17 protein-coding genes are annotated in these 19,215 nt (G+C 31.8%); 13 read left to right on the forward strand and 4 right to left on the reverse strand.

What is annotated here, in order from left to right; genetic code table 11:
- Positions 1-20: 20 nt before the first annotated feature.
- The 11 genes from AC2A1D_RS02325 (at position 21) to AC2A1D_RS02375 (ending at position 12,875) form a co-directional block, all read left to right on the forward strand.
- A complete protein-coding gene (locus AC2A1D_RS02325) occupies positions 21-1,997 on the forward strand; it encodes an LTA synthase family protein (RefSeq protein WP_484042054.1) in 1,977 nt (658 codons plus the stop codon).
- Between the two features lie 155 nt (positions 1,998-2,152).
- Positions 2,153-2,938, forward strand: a complete 786-nt coding sequence (locus AC2A1D_RS02330; protein ID WP_484042055.1) for a phosphatase PAP2 family protein — start codon at positions 2,153-2,155, stop codon at positions 2,936-2,938.
- 12 nt (positions 2,939-2,950) lie between these two features.
- The gene (locus tag AC2A1D_RS02335; protein WP_484042056.1) at positions 2,951-3,964 is read left to right on the forward strand and encodes a sulfite exporter TauE/SafE family protein; all 1,014 of its coding nucleotides are present in this window, start codon (positions 2,951-2,953) and stop codon (positions 3,962-3,964) included.
- Positions 3,965-4,049: 85 nt separating this feature from the next.
- Positions 4,050-5,231 (forward strand): thioredoxin family protein, encoded by a 1,182-nt coding sequence (locus AC2A1D_RS02340; protein ID WP_484042057.1) that lies wholly within the window; start codon positions 4,050-4,052, stop codon positions 5,229-5,231.
- Positions 5,232-5,235: 4 nt separating this feature from the next.
- A complete protein-coding gene (locus AC2A1D_RS02345) occupies positions 5,236-5,889 on the forward strand; it encodes a DUF3575 domain-containing protein (RefSeq protein ID WP_484042058.1) in 654 nt (217 codons plus the stop codon).
- Between the two features lie 5 nt (positions 5,890-5,894).
- The gene (locus AC2A1D_RS02350) at positions 5,895-6,101 is read left to right on the forward strand and encodes a hypothetical protein (RefSeq protein ID WP_484042059.1); all 207 of its coding nucleotides are present in this window, start codon (positions 5,895-5,897) and stop codon (positions 6,099-6,101) included.
- A 363-nt stretch (positions 6,102-6,464) separates the two neighbouring features.
- The gene (locus AC2A1D_RS02355) at positions 6,465-7,754 is read left to right on the forward strand and encodes a phage integrase SAM-like domain-containing protein (protein WP_484042060.1); all 1,290 of its coding nucleotides are present in this window, start codon (positions 6,465-6,467) and stop codon (positions 7,752-7,754) included.
- 26 nt (positions 7,755-7,780) lie between these two features.
- Positions 7,781-8,563 carry a helix-turn-helix domain-containing protein gene (locus AC2A1D_RS02360; protein ID WP_484042061.1) on the forward strand — a complete coding sequence of 261 codons (783 nt, stop codon included), beginning with the start codon at positions 7,781-7,783 and terminating at the stop codon, positions 8,561-8,563.
- A 170-nt stretch (positions 8,564-8,733) separates the two neighbouring features.
- On the forward strand, positions 8,734-10,272 hold the full coding sequence (locus AC2A1D_RS02365) for a hypothetical protein (protein WP_484042062.1): 1,539 nt from the start codon (positions 8,734-8,736) through the stop codon (positions 10,270-10,272).
- 289 nt (positions 10,273-10,561) lie between these two features.
- Positions 10,562-11,500 carry a ParB/RepB/Spo0J family partition protein gene (locus AC2A1D_RS02370; RefSeq protein ID WP_484042063.1) on the forward strand — a complete coding sequence of 313 codons (939 nt, stop codon included), beginning with the start codon at positions 10,562-10,564 and terminating at the stop codon, positions 11,498-11,500.
- The gene (locus tag AC2A1D_RS02375) at positions 11,472-12,875 is read left to right on the forward strand and encodes a recombinase family protein (RefSeq protein WP_484042064.1); all 1,404 of its coding nucleotides are present in this window, start codon (positions 11,472-11,474) and stop codon (positions 12,873-12,875) included. The genes AC2A1D_RS02370 and AC2A1D_RS02375 overlap by 29 nt, the downstream gene beginning before the upstream one ends.
- A 187-nt stretch (positions 12,876-13,062) precedes the next feature.
- Here the strand turns inward: AC2A1D_RS02375 and AC2A1D_RS02380 are convergent, their stop codons facing one another.
- From AC2A1D_RS02380 to AC2A1D_RS02390, 3 genes are all read right to left on the reverse strand, one after another.
- The gene (locus AC2A1D_RS02380; protein WP_484042065.1) at positions 13,063-13,410 is read right to left on the reverse strand and encodes a hypothetical protein; all 348 of its coding nucleotides are present in this window, start codon (positions 13,408-13,410) and stop codon (positions 13,063-13,065) included.
- Positions 13,411-13,427: 17 nt separating this feature from the next.
- On the reverse strand, positions 13,428-14,495 hold the full coding sequence (locus AC2A1D_RS02385; protein ID WP_484042066.1) for a J domain-containing protein: 1,068 nt from the start codon (positions 14,493-14,495) through the stop codon (positions 13,428-13,430).
- Positions 14,496-14,802: 307 nt separating this feature from the next.
- Positions 14,803-16,062 carry an ImmA/IrrE family metallo-endopeptidase gene (locus AC2A1D_RS02390; RefSeq protein ID WP_484042067.1) on the reverse strand — a complete coding sequence of 420 codons (1,260 nt, stop codon included), beginning with the start codon at positions 16,060-16,062 and terminating at the stop codon, positions 14,803-14,805.
- Between the two features lie 405 nt (positions 16,063-16,467).
- Between AC2A1D_RS02390 and AC2A1D_RS02395 the strand changes: the two genes are divergently transcribed.
- Positions 16,468-17,010, forward strand: a complete 543-nt coding sequence (locus tag AC2A1D_RS02395; protein WP_484042068.1) for an antirestriction protein ArdA — start codon at positions 16,468-16,470, stop codon at positions 17,008-17,010.
- Between the two features lie 59 nt (positions 17,011-17,069).
- Complete coding sequence (locus tag AC2A1D_RS02400; RefSeq protein WP_484042069.1) at positions 17,070-17,657, forward strand: recombinase family protein; 588 nt, start codon at positions 17,070-17,072, stop codon at positions 17,655-17,657.
- 4 nt (positions 17,658-17,661) lie between these two features.
- On the opposite strand, the gene AC2A1D_RS02405 is transcribed toward AC2A1D_RS02400, so the two are convergent.
- Complete coding sequence (locus AC2A1D_RS02405) at positions 17,662-18,810, reverse strand: hypothetical protein (RefSeq protein ID WP_484042070.1); 1,149 nt, start codon at positions 18,808-18,810, stop codon at positions 17,662-17,664.
- Between the last annotated feature and the right edge of the window lie 405 nt (positions 18,811-19,215).

Consider the following 19,215-nt stretch of genomic DNA (forward strand, 5'->3'; position numbering starts at 1 on the left):
TTACATCAAAATTGTAAAGTATGCCATCAAAAATTAATTTAAACCCTTTTTTCAAGGGAAGATTCTCCTTGTTTTCATCGCTCTTTTTAGGCTATTTAGCCCTTTGCTTTTTAATAAGAGTTGTGTTTACCATTTGGTCTTTTAACGACCTTGAGCTCAATATTCTTCATATTCTACGCGCATTTACAACGGGTTTTATGTTTGATGTTTTTGCAGGACTTTCATTCTTTGCGTTGTATCTTTTTTACCTTCTTTTTCTTCCTAAAAAATTAATCGGAAGTATTTTAGATAAAGCCATTACCTATTTTTACACAGGTCTTATTCTTTTAATCATCTATTTCAGTTTATTGGCTGAAATTCCGTTTTGGGATGAATTTGGAGTAAGATTCAACTTTATTGCCGTAGATTACCTTATTTACACGTACGAAGTGATTGAAAACATCAACCAATCTTATCCTTTACCTTTAATTATCGGACTTTTGGTTGGTTTAATTGTCGTTACTTTTATTGGTTTAAAGAAATTTAAAATCTTTAAAAATACATTTTCAGATAAAAGAAATTTTGGAAAAAGACTGCAAGTTGCGCTTCCTGCTTTGGTTGTTTGCATTGGTTTATCTTTCATTTTAAAAAATAAACAAGCCGATTTCAGCAACAATATGGTCATTAATGAATTAGGGAAAAACGGAACTTTTTCTTTTATTTCGGCATACCAATCAAACGAGCTGGATTATAATACTTTTTATCCTAAATTGGAGGATAAAGAAGCTTATTCTGTCCTCAAACAGAATCTTTTACAGGAAAACCAAAAATATAAGAGTACAAGTTTTGATGATATTTCAAGATTCACAACAGCAACCGACGAAAAAAAACCAAATATTATTTTAATTGCGATTGAAAGCTTTAGCGCAGACTTTTTACAATCTTTCGGAAATACAGAAAATCTTACTCCGAACTACGATAAATTAGCCCAAGAAAGTATTTTCTTCACCAATTTATACGCCACAGGAACGCGTACTGTGAGAGGAATGGAAGCTTTAACACTTTGTGTGCCTCCAACTCCGGGAAACAGCATTGTGAGAAGACCAAACAACGAAAATCTTTCTTCAATTGCTACGGTTTTAAAGCAAAAAAATTATCAGCCTTATTTTATTTATGGAGGTGATGGATATTTTGATAATATGAATACTTTCTTTGGCGGACAAGGTTTTGACATTGTGGATAGAGACAGAGGAAATCCTTTATCTGATAATATTAAAACAAAAAGATACCCCATAAGAGACAACGAGGTAAGTTTTGAAAACGCTTGGGGAATTTGCGACGAAGATATTTACAAACAATCCGTAAAGTATGCAGATGCAAACTACAAACAGAAAAAACCTTTCTTCCAGTTTGTAATGACGACTTCAAATCATAAACCTTACACTTTCCCAGCCGGAAAAATAGACCTTGCTCAAGGGGAAAGAAATGCTGCGGTAAAATATACAGATTATGCTTTAGGAAAATTTATTGCCGATGCAAAATCAAAAACTTGGTTTAAAAACACAGTGTTTGTAATCGTTGCAGACCATTGCGCAAGTAGCGCCGGGAAATGGGAAATCAACATTTCAAAACATCATATTCCTGCAATAATTTATAATGTAGAAAACCAGCAACCACAAAAAATTGAAAGACTTGCTTCGCAAATCGATGTAATGCCCTCACTTTTTGGGTACCTAAACTGGAATTACACCACAAGTCTTTACGGAAAAGACATCAATAAAACCCAACCAGGAAGCGAAAGAGCTTTCCTAGGAAACTACAGAACGCTCGGATTGTTGAGAAACAATCTTTTCACCCAGATTGATGACCGAAAAAGAGTAAAACAATTTACCGTTTCAGGAAAAGACCAATCTTTGTCTGAGGTAAATTTCAAAAACGAAGACTTGGTAAAAGAAACCATTTCTTATTATCAAACCGCAAGCGAAAGATTCAAAAATGGCAAAATGAAAGCTAAATAAAAAACAACTCTTCTTCATTTCAATTTGAAGGAGAGTTTTCTATTACCTCAATATTATTAAAAAACTAAAAGTTTATTTTAAAAAAACTTTAGCTCAAGAATATTCATTCTTAATTGCAAATTTTAAACCCAACAAAAAAACACTTCAAAAACATCATGAAAAAAATATTGCCTTTATTTCTTTTTATCGCTTTTTTATCACCGAAAATTAAAGCACAAGACAGTTTGAAAATTGATTCAACACAATACGAAAAAGCATCACTCAAAATCTCAGATTATGATGACTCGCATCAGTTTACTTATAAAAAATTAATCGTTCCGAGTGTATTGATTTCTTATGGAGTTGCTTCTTTAAGCTTTCAACCAATAAGACACCTTAATCTTTCTACAAAAACCGAAATTCTCGAACACAAACCAGACCACGTTCGGCTCGACAATTATACACAATACGCTCCAGCTGCAATTGTTTATGGGCTAAATGCATTTGGTGTAAAAGGTGAACACAATTTGAGGGACAGAAGTATTATTTTAGGAACTTCCCTACTTTTTACGACGGCATTTGTTGTTCCGTTAAAACATATTGTAAAAGAAGAAAGACCCGACCAAACCAATACTCTATCTTTTCCTTCTGGTCATACAGCAACGGCGTTTGCAACCGCTCAGTTTATGTATCGAGAATATAAAAACACCAATATTATTTTGGGAGTTTCGGGGTATTCTTTAGCGATTTTCACTGGAGTTTACAGAATGTTGAATAACAAACATTGGTTTGGCGACGTGGTTGCAGGAGCAGGTTTCGGAATTCTTTCAACGGAATTAGCATATTGGCTGTATCCAAAAATCAACAATCTTTTAGGAGGTAAAAAAGAAAACGTACAAGTTATGATTACCCCTTTTTACCAAAAAGGAAGCGCTGGAATTGGTTTTGTGAAAAACTTTTAATCCTAAAAAATCATGCTGAATATCATTTTGCTTTTCTTAGGAACTGTGGTTGCGTTTTGGATAAGTGCAATTTGTGGCGGTGGTGCAAGTTTAATTTTAATTCCTTTATTGAATTTAATTTTGCCTTCATCTGTTGTCCCATTTTCTTTAACAGTGGGAACTTTGAGCAGTTCTGCTTCTCGAATTGCCGTTTTTAGAAAACATATCAATTGGAAAATTTTCTTTTGGTTTGTTCCCTTTTCTATTCCGGCGGTTTTTGTTGGAGCTTGGTTAATTAAATACATCAATCCTAATTATCTTCAACTTATTGTCGCTTTTTTCTTGATTTTAAATCTTCCTGAATTATTTAAATCTAAAAAAGAAAAGAAAACTTCTACCACAACTTATCCTACCTATCTTTTAGCCATCATCGGACTTTGTGCAGGTTTTGTTTCTGGAATTACAGGCGCAATTGGTTTGCTTTTCAATCGTTTTTATCTAAAATTTGGTCTTACAAAAGAAGAAATTGTTGCTACGAGAGCCGCCAACGAAATTTTTCTTCACCTTATTAAATTGATTATCTATATTTCGCTTGGGCTTTTTTCTCAAAAAGCTTTATGGATAGGACTTTCCATTGCTTTTGGAGCGATTGTTTCTTCGTTTACGGTAAAATATATTCTGCCTTATTTAAGTGAATTTCTTTTCAAAAAAATTGGTTATGCAGCGATGGTTGTTTCTGGTCTTTTTTTGTTTTTTGGAACAGGGAAAAAAATCATTCAAGATGATGGAATTGCATTTTCTACTCATCAAAAAGAATCTGTTTTTTCTTGGAGAAAAACCGATTTCGTTATTGAATTCGCTTACGACGATGGTTTTGAAGTTGAAAGACCTATTCGTTCCGACGAGCTTCCTTCAAATTTAAAATATGAAGAGTTACAAACCGAATACGATAAAATTCATCTAGAAAAAGTTTTTGCTTTTGGTAAAGAACCTTCTTTCGAATTTTACTGTTACAAAGCGGGAAAGCTCACCAAATTTGAGTTATAAACGCAGGAAAAAGTTAATTTAAGCAATTACGACTGTTATAAAATCAAAAATAAGTATCTTCGCCTATTCAATTTTTAAAGTAAAAATGAAAAACTTAGTTACCACTTTTTTCGTTCTTCTATTTTCATTCACATTTGCGCAGGAAGAAGGCATAAAATTCGACCAAAGCGCATTTAAAGACCTTCTTGCAAGAGCAAAAAAAGAAAAAAAACTTGTATTTATCGACGCTTACGCAGTTTGGTGTGGCCCGTGCAAAATGATGGACAAAAATGTTTTCACCCAAAAATCTGTAGGCGATTATTTCAATAAAAATTTTGTAAGCTCCAGAATCGACATGGAAAAAGGCGAAGGAAGAGAAATTGCGCAGAAATTTGCAGTTCGTTCGTACCCTACATTTCTTTTCTTAAACGGTGACGGCGAATTGGTTTCTCAAAACTATGGTTATATGGAACCTAGTTTATTTCTTTCTATGGCGCAAGAAGTGAATGCTGGAAACTCGAAAGAAGGTTCTATGAGAGAAAGATTTGCAAAAGGCGAAAAAAGCCCAGAATTTTTGATGAATGTAATGAAGTTGAATTCAAGCTCAGATTTTGAATTTGCTAAAAAAGCTTCAGAAAGATATTTTGCGAATAGAAATTCTAAAGAACCTTTAACTAAAGATGAAGTTGGGCTTTTGTTTTATTTCATTAAATCTTCAAAAGATCCTAATTTCAAAATTTTGATTGATAAAAAAGACGAAATCATTCCTTTTTTGCCAGAACAAAGCTATAACGAATACAAAAATCAGATTCTTCTTGCTGATGTAATGGAAACTGCAATAGACAATACAAATCATAAAATTAACGAGGAAAAATTCATGAGAGCTGCAGAACCTTTGGTTGGAAAAGAGGCTGCAAATACAAAACTTAATCAAATTAAATTAAGCTATTACGAGCAAAATGCTAATTATGCTGCTTACGAAAAAACAGCGTTAGAATATTATAAAAATCCAGATCTTTTTGAAGCAAATGAAACTTTAAAAGCAGCTTGGATTTTCTCTGAGCACATCACCAACAAAGCTTCGCTAAAAAAAGCTGCTGAATGGGCAGAAAAATCTGTAATGCGTGGCGAAACTCCCGAAAACACTTATATTTTAGCGAAATTATATTTCCTAATCGGGAACAAAGACCTTGCCTTAAATTTTGCAGAACTTTCTAACAGCATAGCAAAACAAAACGGAAAAGACGCTAATCTTTCTGAAGAATTAATAAAACAAATAAAAAAATAAAACATTGAAAAATACTCTATTTGCAGCTACAGCACTACTTTGCGCAGCGACTTTCAATGCTCAAGAAAATGAAGTAAAAACAACTGAGCCTGTTGTACAAAACCCAACTTCTGATAAAGGAATCAGATTAAAAGCAAACGCTTTATTTTTACCAATCGGTATTGTAAACGTTGCCGGGGAATTTCAGGTAAGTAAAAAAGTAACTTTACAAGGCGACCTTTTCGTTTCTCCTTGGAAATCTTTTTCTGGACACGAACTTCAATATTATTCAGCTTCATTTGAAGGAAGATATTATTTTAAAGAAGCTTTTAACGGGTTTTATCTAGGAGTAAACGTTGGAACATCAATTTACACTTTACAAAAGTGGAATTATTGGCCAGATGAACCATTTATCAATGACAATGGTGAAGTATTTACAAAATCTAATCTTTACCAAAAAGGATATTCTATCTTAGTTGGAGGAACGGCTGGTTATCAATTCAGACTTTCTGATAAGTGGTTTATGGACATCTACGGAACTCTTGGAACGTCTCAAGATTTTTATAAAGGATACGAAAGAGGGACAGGAAAAAGATATGATACTGTAGAAGGATATAACAAAAGTGGGGAGATTTTGCCATACAGAGGTGGCGTAATGATTACCTATAAATTAAAATAATTTCCATGAAACTATTTGGTAGAAACCACCTCATTATGAGTGCCATCACTTTCGGGATTTTATTTGCGATGAATTACGTAGGAAATACAAGTCCGGACAAACTGGAAGGCGCTTTAATGACTGCCGGAGCAGGTGTTATTGGGCTTACTCTAGGTTTGCTGATTTACAACAAAGGAAAAGGTGGCGATAATACTCCACAGAATTTTGATTAAGGTAAAACATAAGTTTACATAAACAATAATCGGCGGAACCAAAGGTACTGGTACGCTTGAAAACAAATTAAAACCCTTGAAAAGAGTTTCGTGTAATAACGGCTCTTTTCAGGGGTTTTCTGTTTTTAGCATATAGCTATTTGCCTGTGAAAATTTAAGATTCTTTCAACAGATTTCGTAAATGTTGGAATATTGTCGATACAAAATCTAACATCTTAATTTTAAAATTCGCTCGTATATTATGAAATATATTTTAATTAACCAAATTTTATTGCGTAATAATTTGCGTATTAATGAAAATTTTCGTATCTTTGCACCCCTCAAAAAACAAGGGTTAATACTAACTCAAAAATCAAATAATTTATGATAAAAACAAGATTTTTTGTCAGACACAAGTCTGGCGAAGGCGTTACGCCTATTTATGTAAGAGTAACAAACGGAAGAGCGTTTGATTTTAAAACTCCGACGAAAGAAACCTGTATTCCTTCTAATTGGGATAGCGATAATGGAACGATGAAAGAAAGATTTTTCGTCGAGCAAAAAGGAAAATTAGTTGAGAAAAGAGACGCAACTACAAGAGAATTGATACTTCATAGTAAAGAAATCAATGCAAGGCTTCAAGAGTTGGAAAAGAAGATTGAAAAATCTTTTAAAGAATCAGAAGGAGTTGAGTTTAATTTGGAGTGGTTGAAAAACATTATCAATCCGCCCGTTGTCAAAGAAAATGCTATTCCCGATGATTTCGTTGCTTACTGTGATGTTTTTACCGAGCAAAAGAAACACCATGTTAGCGAAGAATATTTAGGTAAAATAAAGCGTACAAGGGATATTGTTTCAGAATTTTTAAAGCACAGTAAAAAGAAAACGTTAAAATTCAACGAGTTAAATCAACAATTTGCATCCGATTTTGGAACTTATATGATTGAAGTTAAGAATTACGCCAAAAACTACGTTGCAAATTGTCTTAAACTTATGAGACTTGTTGCAAATCATGCAAAATTAAACGGAATCAAATTAAGCCCACAAATCAAAATGGTTAAATCAAAATTGGAAAAAACAATATTTCAAATTTTAACACCTGAAGAGCTAACTCTTATTGAGAAACATAATTTTGAGGATGCCGAATTGGATAATATTCGCGATTGGTTGATTATTTCTGTATATTCTGCGCAACGTATATCAGATTTCATGAGATTTACTACTGACATGATTAGTAGAGAAACAAACGATAAAGGGAAAGAAATGTGCTTTTTGAACTTTACTCAAGATAAAACAGGTCACGTTCTACATTTACCTGTTCACCCAAAGATTTTGGAGGTGTTAAACAAACGAGATTTTCAATTTCCACCCAAATATGATGAGGATAAATATAATTTATTAGTGAAAACCGTATGTAAGGATGCTGGAATTACCGAAATGTGTTACGGTGGAATTGAGAAAGGAAAAAGAAAAGTTTTTGGAAATTATCCAAAATATGAGCTTGTTACAAGTCATATAGGAAGAAGAAGTTTTGCGAGTAATAATTATGGCAAAATTCCTACTGCTCTTTTAATGATTGCCACGGGTCACAAACATGAGGGGATGCTTCTAAAATACATAGGAAAAGTAGACAACCAACAATCACACGCTTTAGCAAGTTATTTTTATGATTAATAAAAAGGTTTAAACAATAATATAGAATGAAAAAAATAATAGAAAATCCGCTTTTAAAGCACGATTTATTGTCAATTGATAAGTTTGTGTGCAGGTACGGAAATCTTGGATTTTTGCACCCTAAAACGAGCTTGAAAATGACATTTTTTGACTGTAACGAAGAAACAGAAATCTTGGAAAGTGAATTTGACGGTAACAATCATTTTCATGTGTGTTTTGTCAATTATGATGAGGTCTTACCAATTTTCGACTTCGGATTGTTTTACAATGCAATCGCTCCCATATTTTCGGATTTGTCGCACAATTTCAGAAAAGAATTGAGAGATTATTTATTAACTATTAACGATTTAAAAACAAAAAAACAAACTGCCTATGAAATAAAACTACATTTTATTAGTATCGGTGAAATTTTATCATCACTTGAAAACCTTAACTCAATTCAAAAAGAAGTTGTAGACTACTTTATGGCTCAATACAACAAGGAAATTGAGCATTTGGATAAATTATGCGTACAATATTCTGAATCATTTTCAGGCGATTCTGGCGTATCAAATGATGAAATACTACAATCTGTTGTCGATAGAATTGTAGCTGAGAAAACGGCTGATTTGACGGCTAAAATAAGTTCTTTGGAGAAAAGAATGCTACCTGAACTTTTATCAATCAAAGAAACTGCTGATTTCTTAGGGGTGGGTGAAACTACTTTTTGGAGAATGAGAAAGTCGGGATTGATTCCAGAGTATATGCTTGGAGCGCAAGTCTATTTTAAACCGCATGAGATTGTTGATTGTCTCGTAAAAACGAATTAACCTACCTATAAAGTAGGATTTTTCTATCCTACTAAACCCAACACCTAAAATTTTATTGGAAGATTTCAAGCATTAGCGAAGGCTTATGCTAGCCGCTGCTTTTGCTTGAAGTCTATTATTAACCTTTCCTTATTCCTATAATGGTTTGAGGGTCAAAAAAATATGTGAAAATGGCTAAGCAAGTCAAAGAGAAAGGCAAGAAAGAATTTGCGTTAAAGAAGAAAAGCAAATTTGAAAAGAAGTACACTTATTTAATGAACAGGATTTTAATCCCTTCATCAATAAAGAATTACATCGATGGAATCGTAGAAGTTGAGCCACCAAATTTCAAGTTGAAATTTAAAATTGAGTGGTTTTATTACATCATTAATACGCTTTTGAGAAAGCAAAATTCTTACAGTAATAAGGAGTTAGAGAATGCTTCGATTACCCTAAATGCTCAAATTATGAGAAGTTGGGTTTCCAATTGTAACGAATATATCGATTGGTTAATCGAAAAAAATGTTATTGAGCTTACAGATAATCATTCGGCAGGTTACAGTTCAAGAAAATATCGTTTTTCTGAGTTTATAATGAGTTTACTTGAAAAGGATTCACAAATAATTGTGACAGAGCTTGAAAATTTAGATTCAGGCAACATAATTCTTGAAAAATCGATTCAGGAATCATCTGTTTATGCAGAAAACGAGCATCTTTTGAAGTGGTTTGATGATAAATTGGTGATAGATTCTGAAGGTGCTAAAACCTATATTCAGGATTTGATATTTTATGAAAGTGAATATTTTGATTTAAAGTTTAAAAAGGTTCATTGGAATCACCAAATATTGGCTTTACATCATAAAGTTTTTTACGCAACCCGAAATGAGGAAAGTGATTTTCGTTTGCATACAGTTTTAACGAGCTTGAAGAAAATATTTAAACCTTTTGTTACTTATGATGGTCAAAAAATTATAGGTTATGATTTAAAAAATTCACAACCGTTTTTCTTGGTATTTCTGATAGAATCTATAATGAATAATAATAGTAAAATAGATAATATATTAGATAGAACTTATAGTAAATATTATTATAATACCTATATGTTGCAAAAAATCACTCAAACCCTTTGTAGTAAGGAGTTTCAGAGAGAGTATAAAATGTTCAAGTCTTGGGTGCTTGATGGCAATATTTATGAGAATATGACCGAGATAATTACACCTGATAAGCATTTGGGTAGGTATTATACCTACAAATATGATGAAAGACTAGAGTGTAAAGTTAGAGAAATACATGATAATCTACGAGGTATGATGAAAGGAATATTTTTTACGCTATTATTCTGTGGAGTAAAAACAAAAGACAAGCATTATCATACTTTCAAACGAGCTTTTCCGAATTTAGTAGGATTGATAGAGATTTTCAAGATGAAAAAGAACTCTGATTTTTCTAAGTTATTGCAAAATATTGAATCGGAGTGTATTATTGACTTAGTAACAAAGAAAATTGCGAAAGAGCATCCCAGAATGCCATTATTCACGATACACGATTCCATAAGTACAACAGTTGAATACGGAGATATTTTGAAAACTCTTATGCCTCGCTATGTGTATGAATACACAGGTTTAATACCTAAGATAGAAGAAGAAAAATGGAATGAACATGATTTTCAGACTGACTACCAAAAGAGAGTTGAATTACATCCCGAATGTTATGCTTATAATGGTTTTTGATTTGCTCTAGAAAAGCGATAAATAGTTTAATAGCGAGGTGAAAAGCATAGCTTTCCCAAGCTATGCTTTTTGTATCATAGAATAAGCGTGGGTTTAATTTTTATTTGCATATTTATAAATTAAATTATGGCTTCAATTTTCTTTTTCCATACCTCATGTATATATAGTATTTCAAACTAAAGCAATATTCTCGTAATACTTAGTTAAAAGAAATATAATTTTATTTTTCACTTTTTTAAGATTAAATTTGACTAGTTATATTTTTTAACGAACTATTAAACATTAAGTTATGAGTGAAAATAGTATAAAGAATCTCATTGATTCATTTAGACCACAACCGTTTAAGTTTATGGAACTAACTCTTGATGTAATAGAAGGTGACCCCAACCAACCTCGTAAAGCATTTGGATTTGGTGCTGGCGGTGATTATAACCGTCTAATGAAGTCAATTTCGCATTACGGGATTGAAGACCCTATAAAAGTAAGTGAAATTGAGGAAGGTCGATTTTTGATTATGGATGGACATAGGAGATTTTCTTGCGCAAAAGAATTAGAACTTGAAACTGTACCCTGTAGAGTATATCCTAAAATGAGCGAGGGGGAGTTTGAAGCTAGAAGATTTGAAATGCAAAATAATCGTAGAAGTTGGAAGCCTATGGAGAAAGCAAATGCTATTCATAAAATTAAAGTGGAGTATAAAGATGCTACCAAAAAGGAATTAGCTCATTTATTAGGAATCTCACCTGTACACTTATCTCATTATATAGGTTTGAGAGATATGAGAGTTGAATATTTAGAACTGATGTCTGAGCATAATATGAAAGAATATCAGCGTATTGCATTTATGCAAATGCTTCCTAGGTTAAGAAAAGTTCAACAATATGAAATAGATGATATAATAAAAATTTTGTTTCAAAAGATTAGCGATAATATAATTTTCATTGCTAGTGATTTTAAATCACTTTCAAAAATATTTACAAATGCCTCTGTTTATGAAGAGGAAATCTTAAAATTTCTAACAGAGCCATTAATGACCGTTAATGAGCTTATGGAAAAATCTCGACTTTCTGGGTTTTCTAGTCAGATTAAAATTTTAATAAAAGATTTAAGTACAAAAAAAAATCTAAATATAAATTTAACTGAAAAAGAATATGAGCTACTCAATGACCTTCATAAGTTGACAGGAATTTTTACGAATAATGCTGAATACCTCTCAACAGACTTCTAAGAAAGCGATTGCTTATTATCGACATTCTGCTGAAGACAAACAAGAGAATTCAGTAGCAATTCAACGTAATCATGTTGAGCAATTTGCCTATGAAAATAATATCATAATATTACATGAAGAAGTAGACGAAGGTGTAAGTGGGCTACTTGCCAATAGACCAGGATTTGAACGACTTTTTAAAGAATGGATTGAAAATCCTGTTGCACCATATTTTGATTATATCCTTGTTTATGATGTTTCGAGATGGGGGCGTTTCCAAGACCAAGACCAAGCAGGTCATTATGTGTATCTATGCAAAAAAAATAATAAAGAAGTTGTATATGTTTCGCGAGGTTTTCCAGACGTAGCGAATCAATTATTTTCGAGTTTAGAAATTTCTATTCAAAGATATATGGCGGCAGAATATAGTCGCCAATTAAGTGACAAGGTTTTTCACGGATGTATAAAAGTTTCACAACAAGGTTATTCAGCTGGCGGTAAAGCAGCTTATGGAATGACACGACAATTACTTGATGTCAATAAAAACCCAATAAGGATTCTAAATGCAAGAGAGCATAAGCAAATAGCTAATGAGAGGGTTACTTTCACACCTAAAAATGATGAAACAACAGAAATTGTTAGGAAAATATTTGATTTATTTGTGAATGAACTATTTTCTCTTACACAAATTGTCGAATATTTTAATCAAAAAGGAATATGTTCAGCGAATTTGAAAAAATGGGATAAATCAAAAATCATTAGAATTCTCACCAATGAAACCTATATTGGAACTCGAATTTACAATAAAACATGGAGTAGATTAAAACAAAAACCTGTTAAAAATAAGCGTTCGGAGTGGGTTGTAGTCCCAAATGCTTTTGAAGCTATAATTGACAATGATATTTTTAGAAAAGCTCAAGAGAGAATTTATTGGATGTATTCAAGTAATTGGCGAAAAGGTATATTGTCAATCAAAAAAGCGAGAAAAGATATTACTTCTGATGTAAAAAAATGGCTAATGAAGAAAGGGGCAAATGAATTTGAAGCAGATGAAATAATATTAGAACTTCCCATTATATATAGTATTAAGGTTGAAAACAAAATTTTTAATTATTGGTGTTTTTTGACTATCGAAAAATATCGTGCATATACCAATATATTAGGGATCAGTGTTAATTTTGATTCAAAAAAAACAATTGGAGAGCTATTTATACTATCATCCAAAAATTTCAGTATTTCGAACTTTTTTATTTTAACTGAGAGTGACTCAGAATATCATAAATCTAAACTTGAAGTTAACGATATAGAGAAAGAGATGTTGAATCTTTTGGTACAGTTAAAAGAATCACGACAATGGTTTAGAAAAAAGTATAAATTTCTTGAAAATTTATCATAATTTACACTACGAATAAATCAGCAATATTTATATAAAGTGAAATAAAGTAAAAACAGGCTCAAAAAAGCCTGTTTTTATTTTTAATTTTCCTAAATGCTGTAAATAGTAAAACAATAAATACTATAAACAACAAAAACCATAGAGCTTGTTCATAAATCGTAATTTTTCGGTTTACAATACACACATTTCATTTTGGAGCATTAAAAGGGTTTTCATTATTTTTCATAAAAACAGAGCCCATGCGTTTATACTTCATTTCTTTGCCTAAGACGCAAACTGAATACAAGCCATTCCCTTTTTGTTCTGAGATACGCAAGAAAACAACATCTTTTTCATCACAATCATTTTCTAAAGCAATATGTCTTCTAAGGTCTGAAATCGTAGCATCAGCCTTTTTCAGAAATGATTGGATTTTCTTATCAGGAATTGGTTCTTGATAATTTGCGGGAAAGTCGCATTTATTGTCCTTGCCTGTTTCTTGCGCAAAATAAAGTGTTGGTAACGCTAAGACAAGCGTAAATAGTAATTTCTTCATAATGACATTTTTTAGTGTTATTTATTTTGATTAATATTTAGTATTTTTTCCCTTTCTATACTCGCTTCTGCGTATGAATTAAAAATCTTTAGTTCTCTATCGGTGATATTATAAAAGTGATTTGAATATAACAATCTTTCCTTCTGAATTTGGTCTAATTTTTTGTACTTTTCATCTTCTGAAATGTCGGTGAGTTCAAAAATTTCACTTACATTTTTTTCATAATCATAATCTTCGTAATATTTATCTACTATATAGACGCTTTTTGTTTCTTTCGATTTTAGATAGAAAACAGCTATACAGTAGTATCTCTTATTTTCGGTAATATTTGGTGAGTAAGTTGATGAATCGCTCTTCATATTCTCAATAGATGAAGTTGAATCAACTATAAAATTTCTTTCTTTGGGAATTGAAGTAGAATCAACAGTATCGTAAATAGTATTTAATTCGGAAGATGTTTGATTGTTATTATAACTTATCAAGATTAATATAATTACCCCACCTAAAAACAAACAAATGAGACAGTATTCTAATATTGAAAAAGTTTTAGATTCATCTGTATCAATGATTGTTTTATTAGGTTTTTCTTTTTGCAGAGGTTTTTTTCTGTTTTTTTCAATGAAAGCAATCAAAGATTCGTCGTTATAACTAAAATCTTTGGGTTTAATATTGTTGTATTGATTCTTTGGGTTGGTTACTAAGTAAAATCGAAAATACTCTTCATCGTATCTTGGCTTTAGAATCGAATCTTTTAAGATAATATAAGCCTCTTGAATTTCATCATTTACTTTTTGATTGGAGTTATTAAACTTAGAAAGTTTTCTGTAAGCAAATTCTATTTCTTCTAAACTTGCAGTACTTGATATGTCTAATGCTTTGTAGTAGTCGTTAAAACCAATGTTGTTTTTAATTTGGGATTTATCTTTCCTCCAAATCCAAGCTAATCCAGCTAATAACCCTAATACAATAATACCGCCTAGTCCCCCTGGTCTATTAGTGGGTTTTGTGCTGGAAATTGCCGTTATGATAAATGAAGTAAACAGAATTGCAATAATGGTTGCTAATGTTTTTGCTGTCTTGCTCATGTGGATTTTTATTTGTGTCAATCCAACGAAAAAAGCAGATGAACTCCACTGCTCTCGTCAAGAAGGTCGGCTAAAACCTAAGCACAAAAAACAGGAAGCCACCTGCCGTAATAGCAAGTGTGCTTACTTGTTTTGCTTTCTGTGCTTTGAAATAAATTAGCCGTTTACTTGAGCGTTAGCAAAAAAGTTTTCACTTTTATCGTTGATGTCCTCTAAAAATAACTTAATAGCTTTTTTAGATAAATTTTTCTATATCAAAAATTAAACCGTTTTAAATGTTAATAGTTTGCAAAATTAGAAATTTATTTTAATCATAAAAGTCTCTATTCATAAATTCATTTGCCCTTCTAATAGATTCCTGTCTTATCCTTTCTTGTTCACTTGCGTAATTAGCTTTAACTTCTTTAGGTGTTTTTATAATACCTAATGACTTTAGCCTGTATTCAACACTTTGTTTGCTCGTTCCAAAATGATTAGATAAGTAGTCTATATAAGTATGAAAATCCTTTCTATTTTGTTCTTGATGGTCAATATAGATTGTACCTTGATTTCTACTAACGCCCATTCTTATTTGTAGCTCAATTAATCTTGCTAATATTGAAGTGTGAGGCATTAAAATTGCCGAAGCAAAGCTGTTAGCCTGCCATTCAATCCAATTCTTATCATTTTTCAATTCATATTGCTGAGTAAAGATATTGTGTACTGAATCTTTAAAATTATTGTAGACCGTTTGATTCATTTTAAGATTTCTATGTAAAATGAAATGTGCAATTTCATGCGCTAGAGTGAATGAGAAACGTTCTGTACCAACAATTGTGTAATCTATTAAGATTTTATTGCATTGCGAATCAAAATAACCTAACAGTTTTGTTCCGTCATTATTTAAAAGGTTGACATATTCTACTTCGAGTTGATATTTCTTTTTTAAATAATTAGTTAATTGTTTTAAATCTAATTTATGTGCACCTGCCAAGATAGAGCTATCAAATTCATTCAAAAATGTATTTGCTATATTTTGTATTTGTTGTGCTGAAAATTGTTTTAGTCCTTCTATTTTTTTCGGAAGTAGCGCATTTTCAATGGTTTTTCTGATTTTCTCATCCAACTGAATGTCTTTTTCATTTTGATTCTTTAGATTATCAGTTCTATGTAAAACGATATTGTAATCATTGTCATTTACTTCAATCAGCATCATACCATAAGATTTAACAGTTTCTAATGCACCACTTTGTAGACGATTATTAGAAACAAAAACTCCTTTTATTGCAAAGCCTTCAATTTGACTTATGTATTCTGCAAATGTAGCGACATCGCTAACAGGTACTGGACTCGTATAGTTTTTACATTCGATTAAATACAATAAGGTGGGATTCTTTGCCTTTGGCGGGGTGACCTCAATAGCTAAATCAAAAATAATATCTGCTTTTCTTCTAAAAGAATAATAGGGTTTCTTTCGGTAAATTTTACAATACTTTGGTATAAGCCCCAAGTCATTATTTTTTAATGCTTGTTCAATAATGTTGTAAGATTTATCTTCAAATTCATCTCCGAGTTTTACGGTATTCATGCAATATGGTTTCTTGCAAATGTAAATACATTAAATTTTACTTCAAAATTGGGTTATTCACATTATATGTATTGTAATAGTACCCATATTAGTCTTAGGGGGAGGGTCTAAGACGGGTTTTTGCCATACCCCCACCTTTGAAAAATCGGTCAAAAGTTTTTGGGACGGTCTAAAAACCTCTACACTTTTTTTGAACATTTTTAGACTACAATCCAAAGTTAGAACAGGTTTCAAGAGGTTTTCTACGAATTCAAGATATTATTACTGTTTCATTTAAAAGTATGCTAATTTTAGAACATTTGGCACAGTTTTCGACTACTAAAAGACAACAAAAAACCCCGTCAATATTGGAACTATTGAGCGGGGAGTGTAAAAAATTCTAACGCTAATTAAAACTTATCTACAATGACAAAGTTACAAAATTGTTTGGAGGACTTCCAAATCTATGTCGGAACGTACAAAAAGTACAACGAAGGGAGCATTTACGGAGAATGGCTTCAATTATCAAATTATTCAACTTATGACGAGCTTTTAGAAGCTATGCAGGAACTACACCAAGACGAGCAAGAACCCGAATTTATGCTACAGGACTACGAATGCTCGGAGTTCTTTATCAAACAAAAGCTAATCAGCGAAAGCCATCTTTCAGTAGATGTTTACGAAATAGCCGAGCAAATCAATAATTCAGATTATGATTTCGAGGTCATAGAAGCCTATGCGGATTGCATGAATTATTATCATAAGGACATTGCAGACCTATTGGATAGCCTTTCGGATTCGTATTATGGTGAGTATAATTCAGATGAAGATTTTGCGCAGAACATTTTAGAACAGGACGGCTCTATTCCTGAAAACCTACCTTCTTACATTTACATAGATTGGGAAGCAACCGCAAGACATTTGATGTATGATTATATGAGTTCTAACGGGTATTATTTCAAAAACTAATTACAATACTAATCTTTGCACCTTGCTTAAATGCAGGGTGCTTTATAACATTTACAATTATGAAAGCACGATATATTAGAGTCAGTACAGGAGCGCAGAACACCGCAAGACAGGAAGAGAAACAGGCGCAGGGCGAAAAGGTTTTTATTGATGTTATTAGCGGTTCTACATCTTTCAAAGACAGAGAACAGGGAAAGGAACTGATAAAAGCAATTGAAAATAATGAAATCAATTATGTTTCTGTGAGTTCAATTGACAGGTTAGGACGTAACCTCTACGACATTCTTACTACTTTGGAATTTTTCAAAGAAAAGGGCGTTATTCTCAAAGTCGATAATCTTGGAATAGAAAGCCTAATCAAAGGAAGGGAAAATCAGGCTTTTAAACTGATTATTTCTGTTATGGCTAACATAGCCGAAATGGAGCGAGAAACCATTTTAGAACGTCAACGAGAAGGAATTGCACTTGCCAAAGCTCGTGGAACTTATAAAGGGCGTGAAAAAGGTTCTACGGAAAGTATAGAAGATTTCCTTTTCAAGTACAAAGAGGTAATTAAAAACCTAAAGAAAGGAAATTCTATCCGAGATACAGCCAAAATTTGTAATGTTAGCATTGGGACTGTTCAGAAAGTCAAAAATAATATGTGAAAATTTATTCATCATCCGTATAGTTTTTCTTTTCGTCAATGGAAATAATTTCATCCGCTTTTAAATCATCCTCAGTATCGACATATTCATAAATTATTTTGTCTTCATACTGAGGTTGTACATTTAAAAATAAGGTTCCAGTTTTATCAAAATCTCTTGCTAATAATTTCCATTCAATGGGTATAATATATTCTTTACATAATGGTATAATAAATGCCTCAAAGTACCTATTATCTTTTTGGATTAATGGTTTATTATCTTTGGGTGTGTAAGAAATTTTATTACCAGTTATATAAGTCCTCTTGTATTTTAAAAATCCTATATCAATCATTCCCATAGGTCCTGTTCCTAACTGGTCTATAATTTCTTTGTGGTCACCCACCACTCTAAATGTCACTCGCCAATCTTCAATAACTACTGAGCCAGTGTTTTGCATAATCAGTTCAAAACTACATATAGCTTCGTTAACTTTTCGTGAGCTAAAATTACTTTGAAGTATGGGTGGCTGGTAACCAATCATTGAAAGTTTTCTCATTATTTCTGCATTAAATAGTGGTGAAATTCCTATATCTAATTTTTCAACCTCAGGTTCTTTTAATTTATATCGTTTTATTTTTCTAACACATTTTGGATTGATAATCAGTTCGTTATCAAACTCATTCAAATAAACTTCAAAATCAAATTTAGTTTTATGTGATTTATTTGCAACCCAAAAATTATATGTGTCCAAATTTTCATCAATTAAATCAGCAATATCTTCCCAGCAGAATAAGAGAATTTCAAAATCACCATTTTCTCTACTTTCAATGTCTTTTAGACGTATAAGTTCCTCGATTTCAACATCCTTATTCATTGTAGTGGCAAAAATAAAAACTTCAAGTTTCGGATTAAAAGTTTTTGCTTTTGCTATCTCTATTTCAATTTCAGCTTTTTTAAGTTTGGCATTAGTATAATCATCTTTTCCTTTACATTGTATTCCCCAATAGGAATTTTCACCTTTCGGTATTCCATACACGTCAACCCCTGATTGTGATTGACCACTTCTCCCATTTTTTTTAATTTTCGTAGGTATCTCCCAAATCTCACCCCATAATTTTTTACAGAGGGTTTCAAAGTCTTGCCAATTTTCTGGTTTTTGAATAGATTTCTTCATATTAGGTCTAATATTCAAATATACAACGTTTTTAATTCCAATATTTAGGATAAAGATTACAATCACTTTAAAATATCACTAAAATCAAGGGTAGACCACTCAAAGAAAAAATAATTCTCATTATCAACACATCTAAAAGTAGCCGAAAAGCTACCATTTTAAGTAGGATTAAAACTATAGTCAGTTTAAAATTCTATATGTTTAAAATGGTACTCCATTTCAGTACTTGATTATTGTTATCATTGCTAAAGTTATCAATAAATATGTCGCTGTCATATATAAAATTGTATATTTACATCTAAATTCTTTTATAGGGTTTGAAATTTGAATGTCGGTAAAATGTTGGAATTTTTCCAAACAAAAAAATCGTAATCTACCATTAATAGGCTGATTACGATTTTTAAT

It is taken from the genome of Chryseobacterium sp. HNCC26DJ239 (assembly GCF_057180445.1).

What these genes read in the sequence shown, in the direction of transcription:
- AC2A1D_RS02325 (WP_484042054.1), top strand. Translation starts at nt 21, where the DNA reads ATGCCATCAAAAATTAATTTAAACCCTTTTTTCAAGGGAAGATTCTCC.
- AC2A1D_RS02330 (WP_484042055.1), top strand. Translation starts at nt 2,153, where the DNA reads ATGAAAAAAATATTGCCTTTATTTCTTTTTATCGCTTTTTTATCACCG.
- AC2A1D_RS02335 (WP_484042056.1), top strand. Translation starts at nt 2,951, where the DNA reads ATGCTGAATATCATTTTGCTTTTCTTAGGAACTGTGGTTGCGTTTTGG.
- AC2A1D_RS02340 (WP_484042057.1), top strand. Translation starts at nt 4,050, where the DNA reads ATGAAAAACTTAGTTACCACTTTTTTCGTTCTTCTATTTTCATTCACA.
- AC2A1D_RS02350 (WP_484042059.1), top strand. Translation starts at nt 5,895, where the DNA reads ATGAAACTATTTGGTAGAAACCACCTCATTATGAGTGCCATCACTTTC.
- AC2A1D_RS02355 (WP_484042060.1), top strand. Translation starts at nt 6,465, where the DNA reads ATGATAAAAACAAGATTTTTTGTCAGACACAAGTCTGGCGAAGGCGTT.
- AC2A1D_RS02360 (WP_484042061.1), top strand. Translation starts at nt 7,781, where the DNA reads ATGAAAAAAATAATAGAAAATCCGCTTTTAAAGCACGATTTATTGTCA.
- AC2A1D_RS02365 (WP_484042062.1), top strand. Translation starts at nt 8,734, where the DNA reads ATGGCTAAGCAAGTCAAAGAGAAAGGCAAGAAAGAATTTGCGTTAAAG.
- AC2A1D_RS02370 (WP_484042063.1), top strand. Translation starts at nt 10,562, where the DNA reads ATGAGTGAAAATAGTATAAAGAATCTCATTGATTCATTTAGACCACAA.
- AC2A1D_RS02375 (WP_484042064.1), top strand. Translation starts at nt 11,472, where the DNA reads ATGCTGAATACCTCTCAACAGACTTCTAAGAAAGCGATTGCTTATTAT.
- AC2A1D_RS02380 (WP_484042065.1), bottom strand. Translation starts at nt 13,410, where the DNA reads ATGAAGAAATTACTATTTACGCTTGTCTTAGCGTTACCAACACTTTAT.
- AC2A1D_RS02385 (WP_484042066.1), bottom strand. Translation starts at nt 14,495, where the DNA reads ATGAGCAAGACAGCAAAAACATTAGCAACCATTATTGCAATTCTGTTT.
- AC2A1D_RS02390 (WP_484042067.1), bottom strand. Translation starts at nt 16,062, where the DNA reads ATGAATACCGTAAAACTCGGAGATGAATTTGAAGATAAATCTTACAAC.
- AC2A1D_RS02395 (WP_484042068.1), top strand. Translation starts at nt 16,468, where the DNA reads ATGACAAAGTTACAAAATTGTTTGGAGGACTTCCAAATCTATGTCGGA.
- AC2A1D_RS02400 (WP_484042069.1), top strand. Translation starts at nt 17,070, where the DNA reads ATGAAAGCACGATATATTAGAGTCAGTACAGGAGCGCAGAACACCGCA.
- AC2A1D_RS02405 (WP_484042070.1), bottom strand. Translation starts at nt 18,810, where the DNA reads ATGAAGAAATCTATTCAAAAACCAGAAAATTGGCAAGACTTTGAAACC.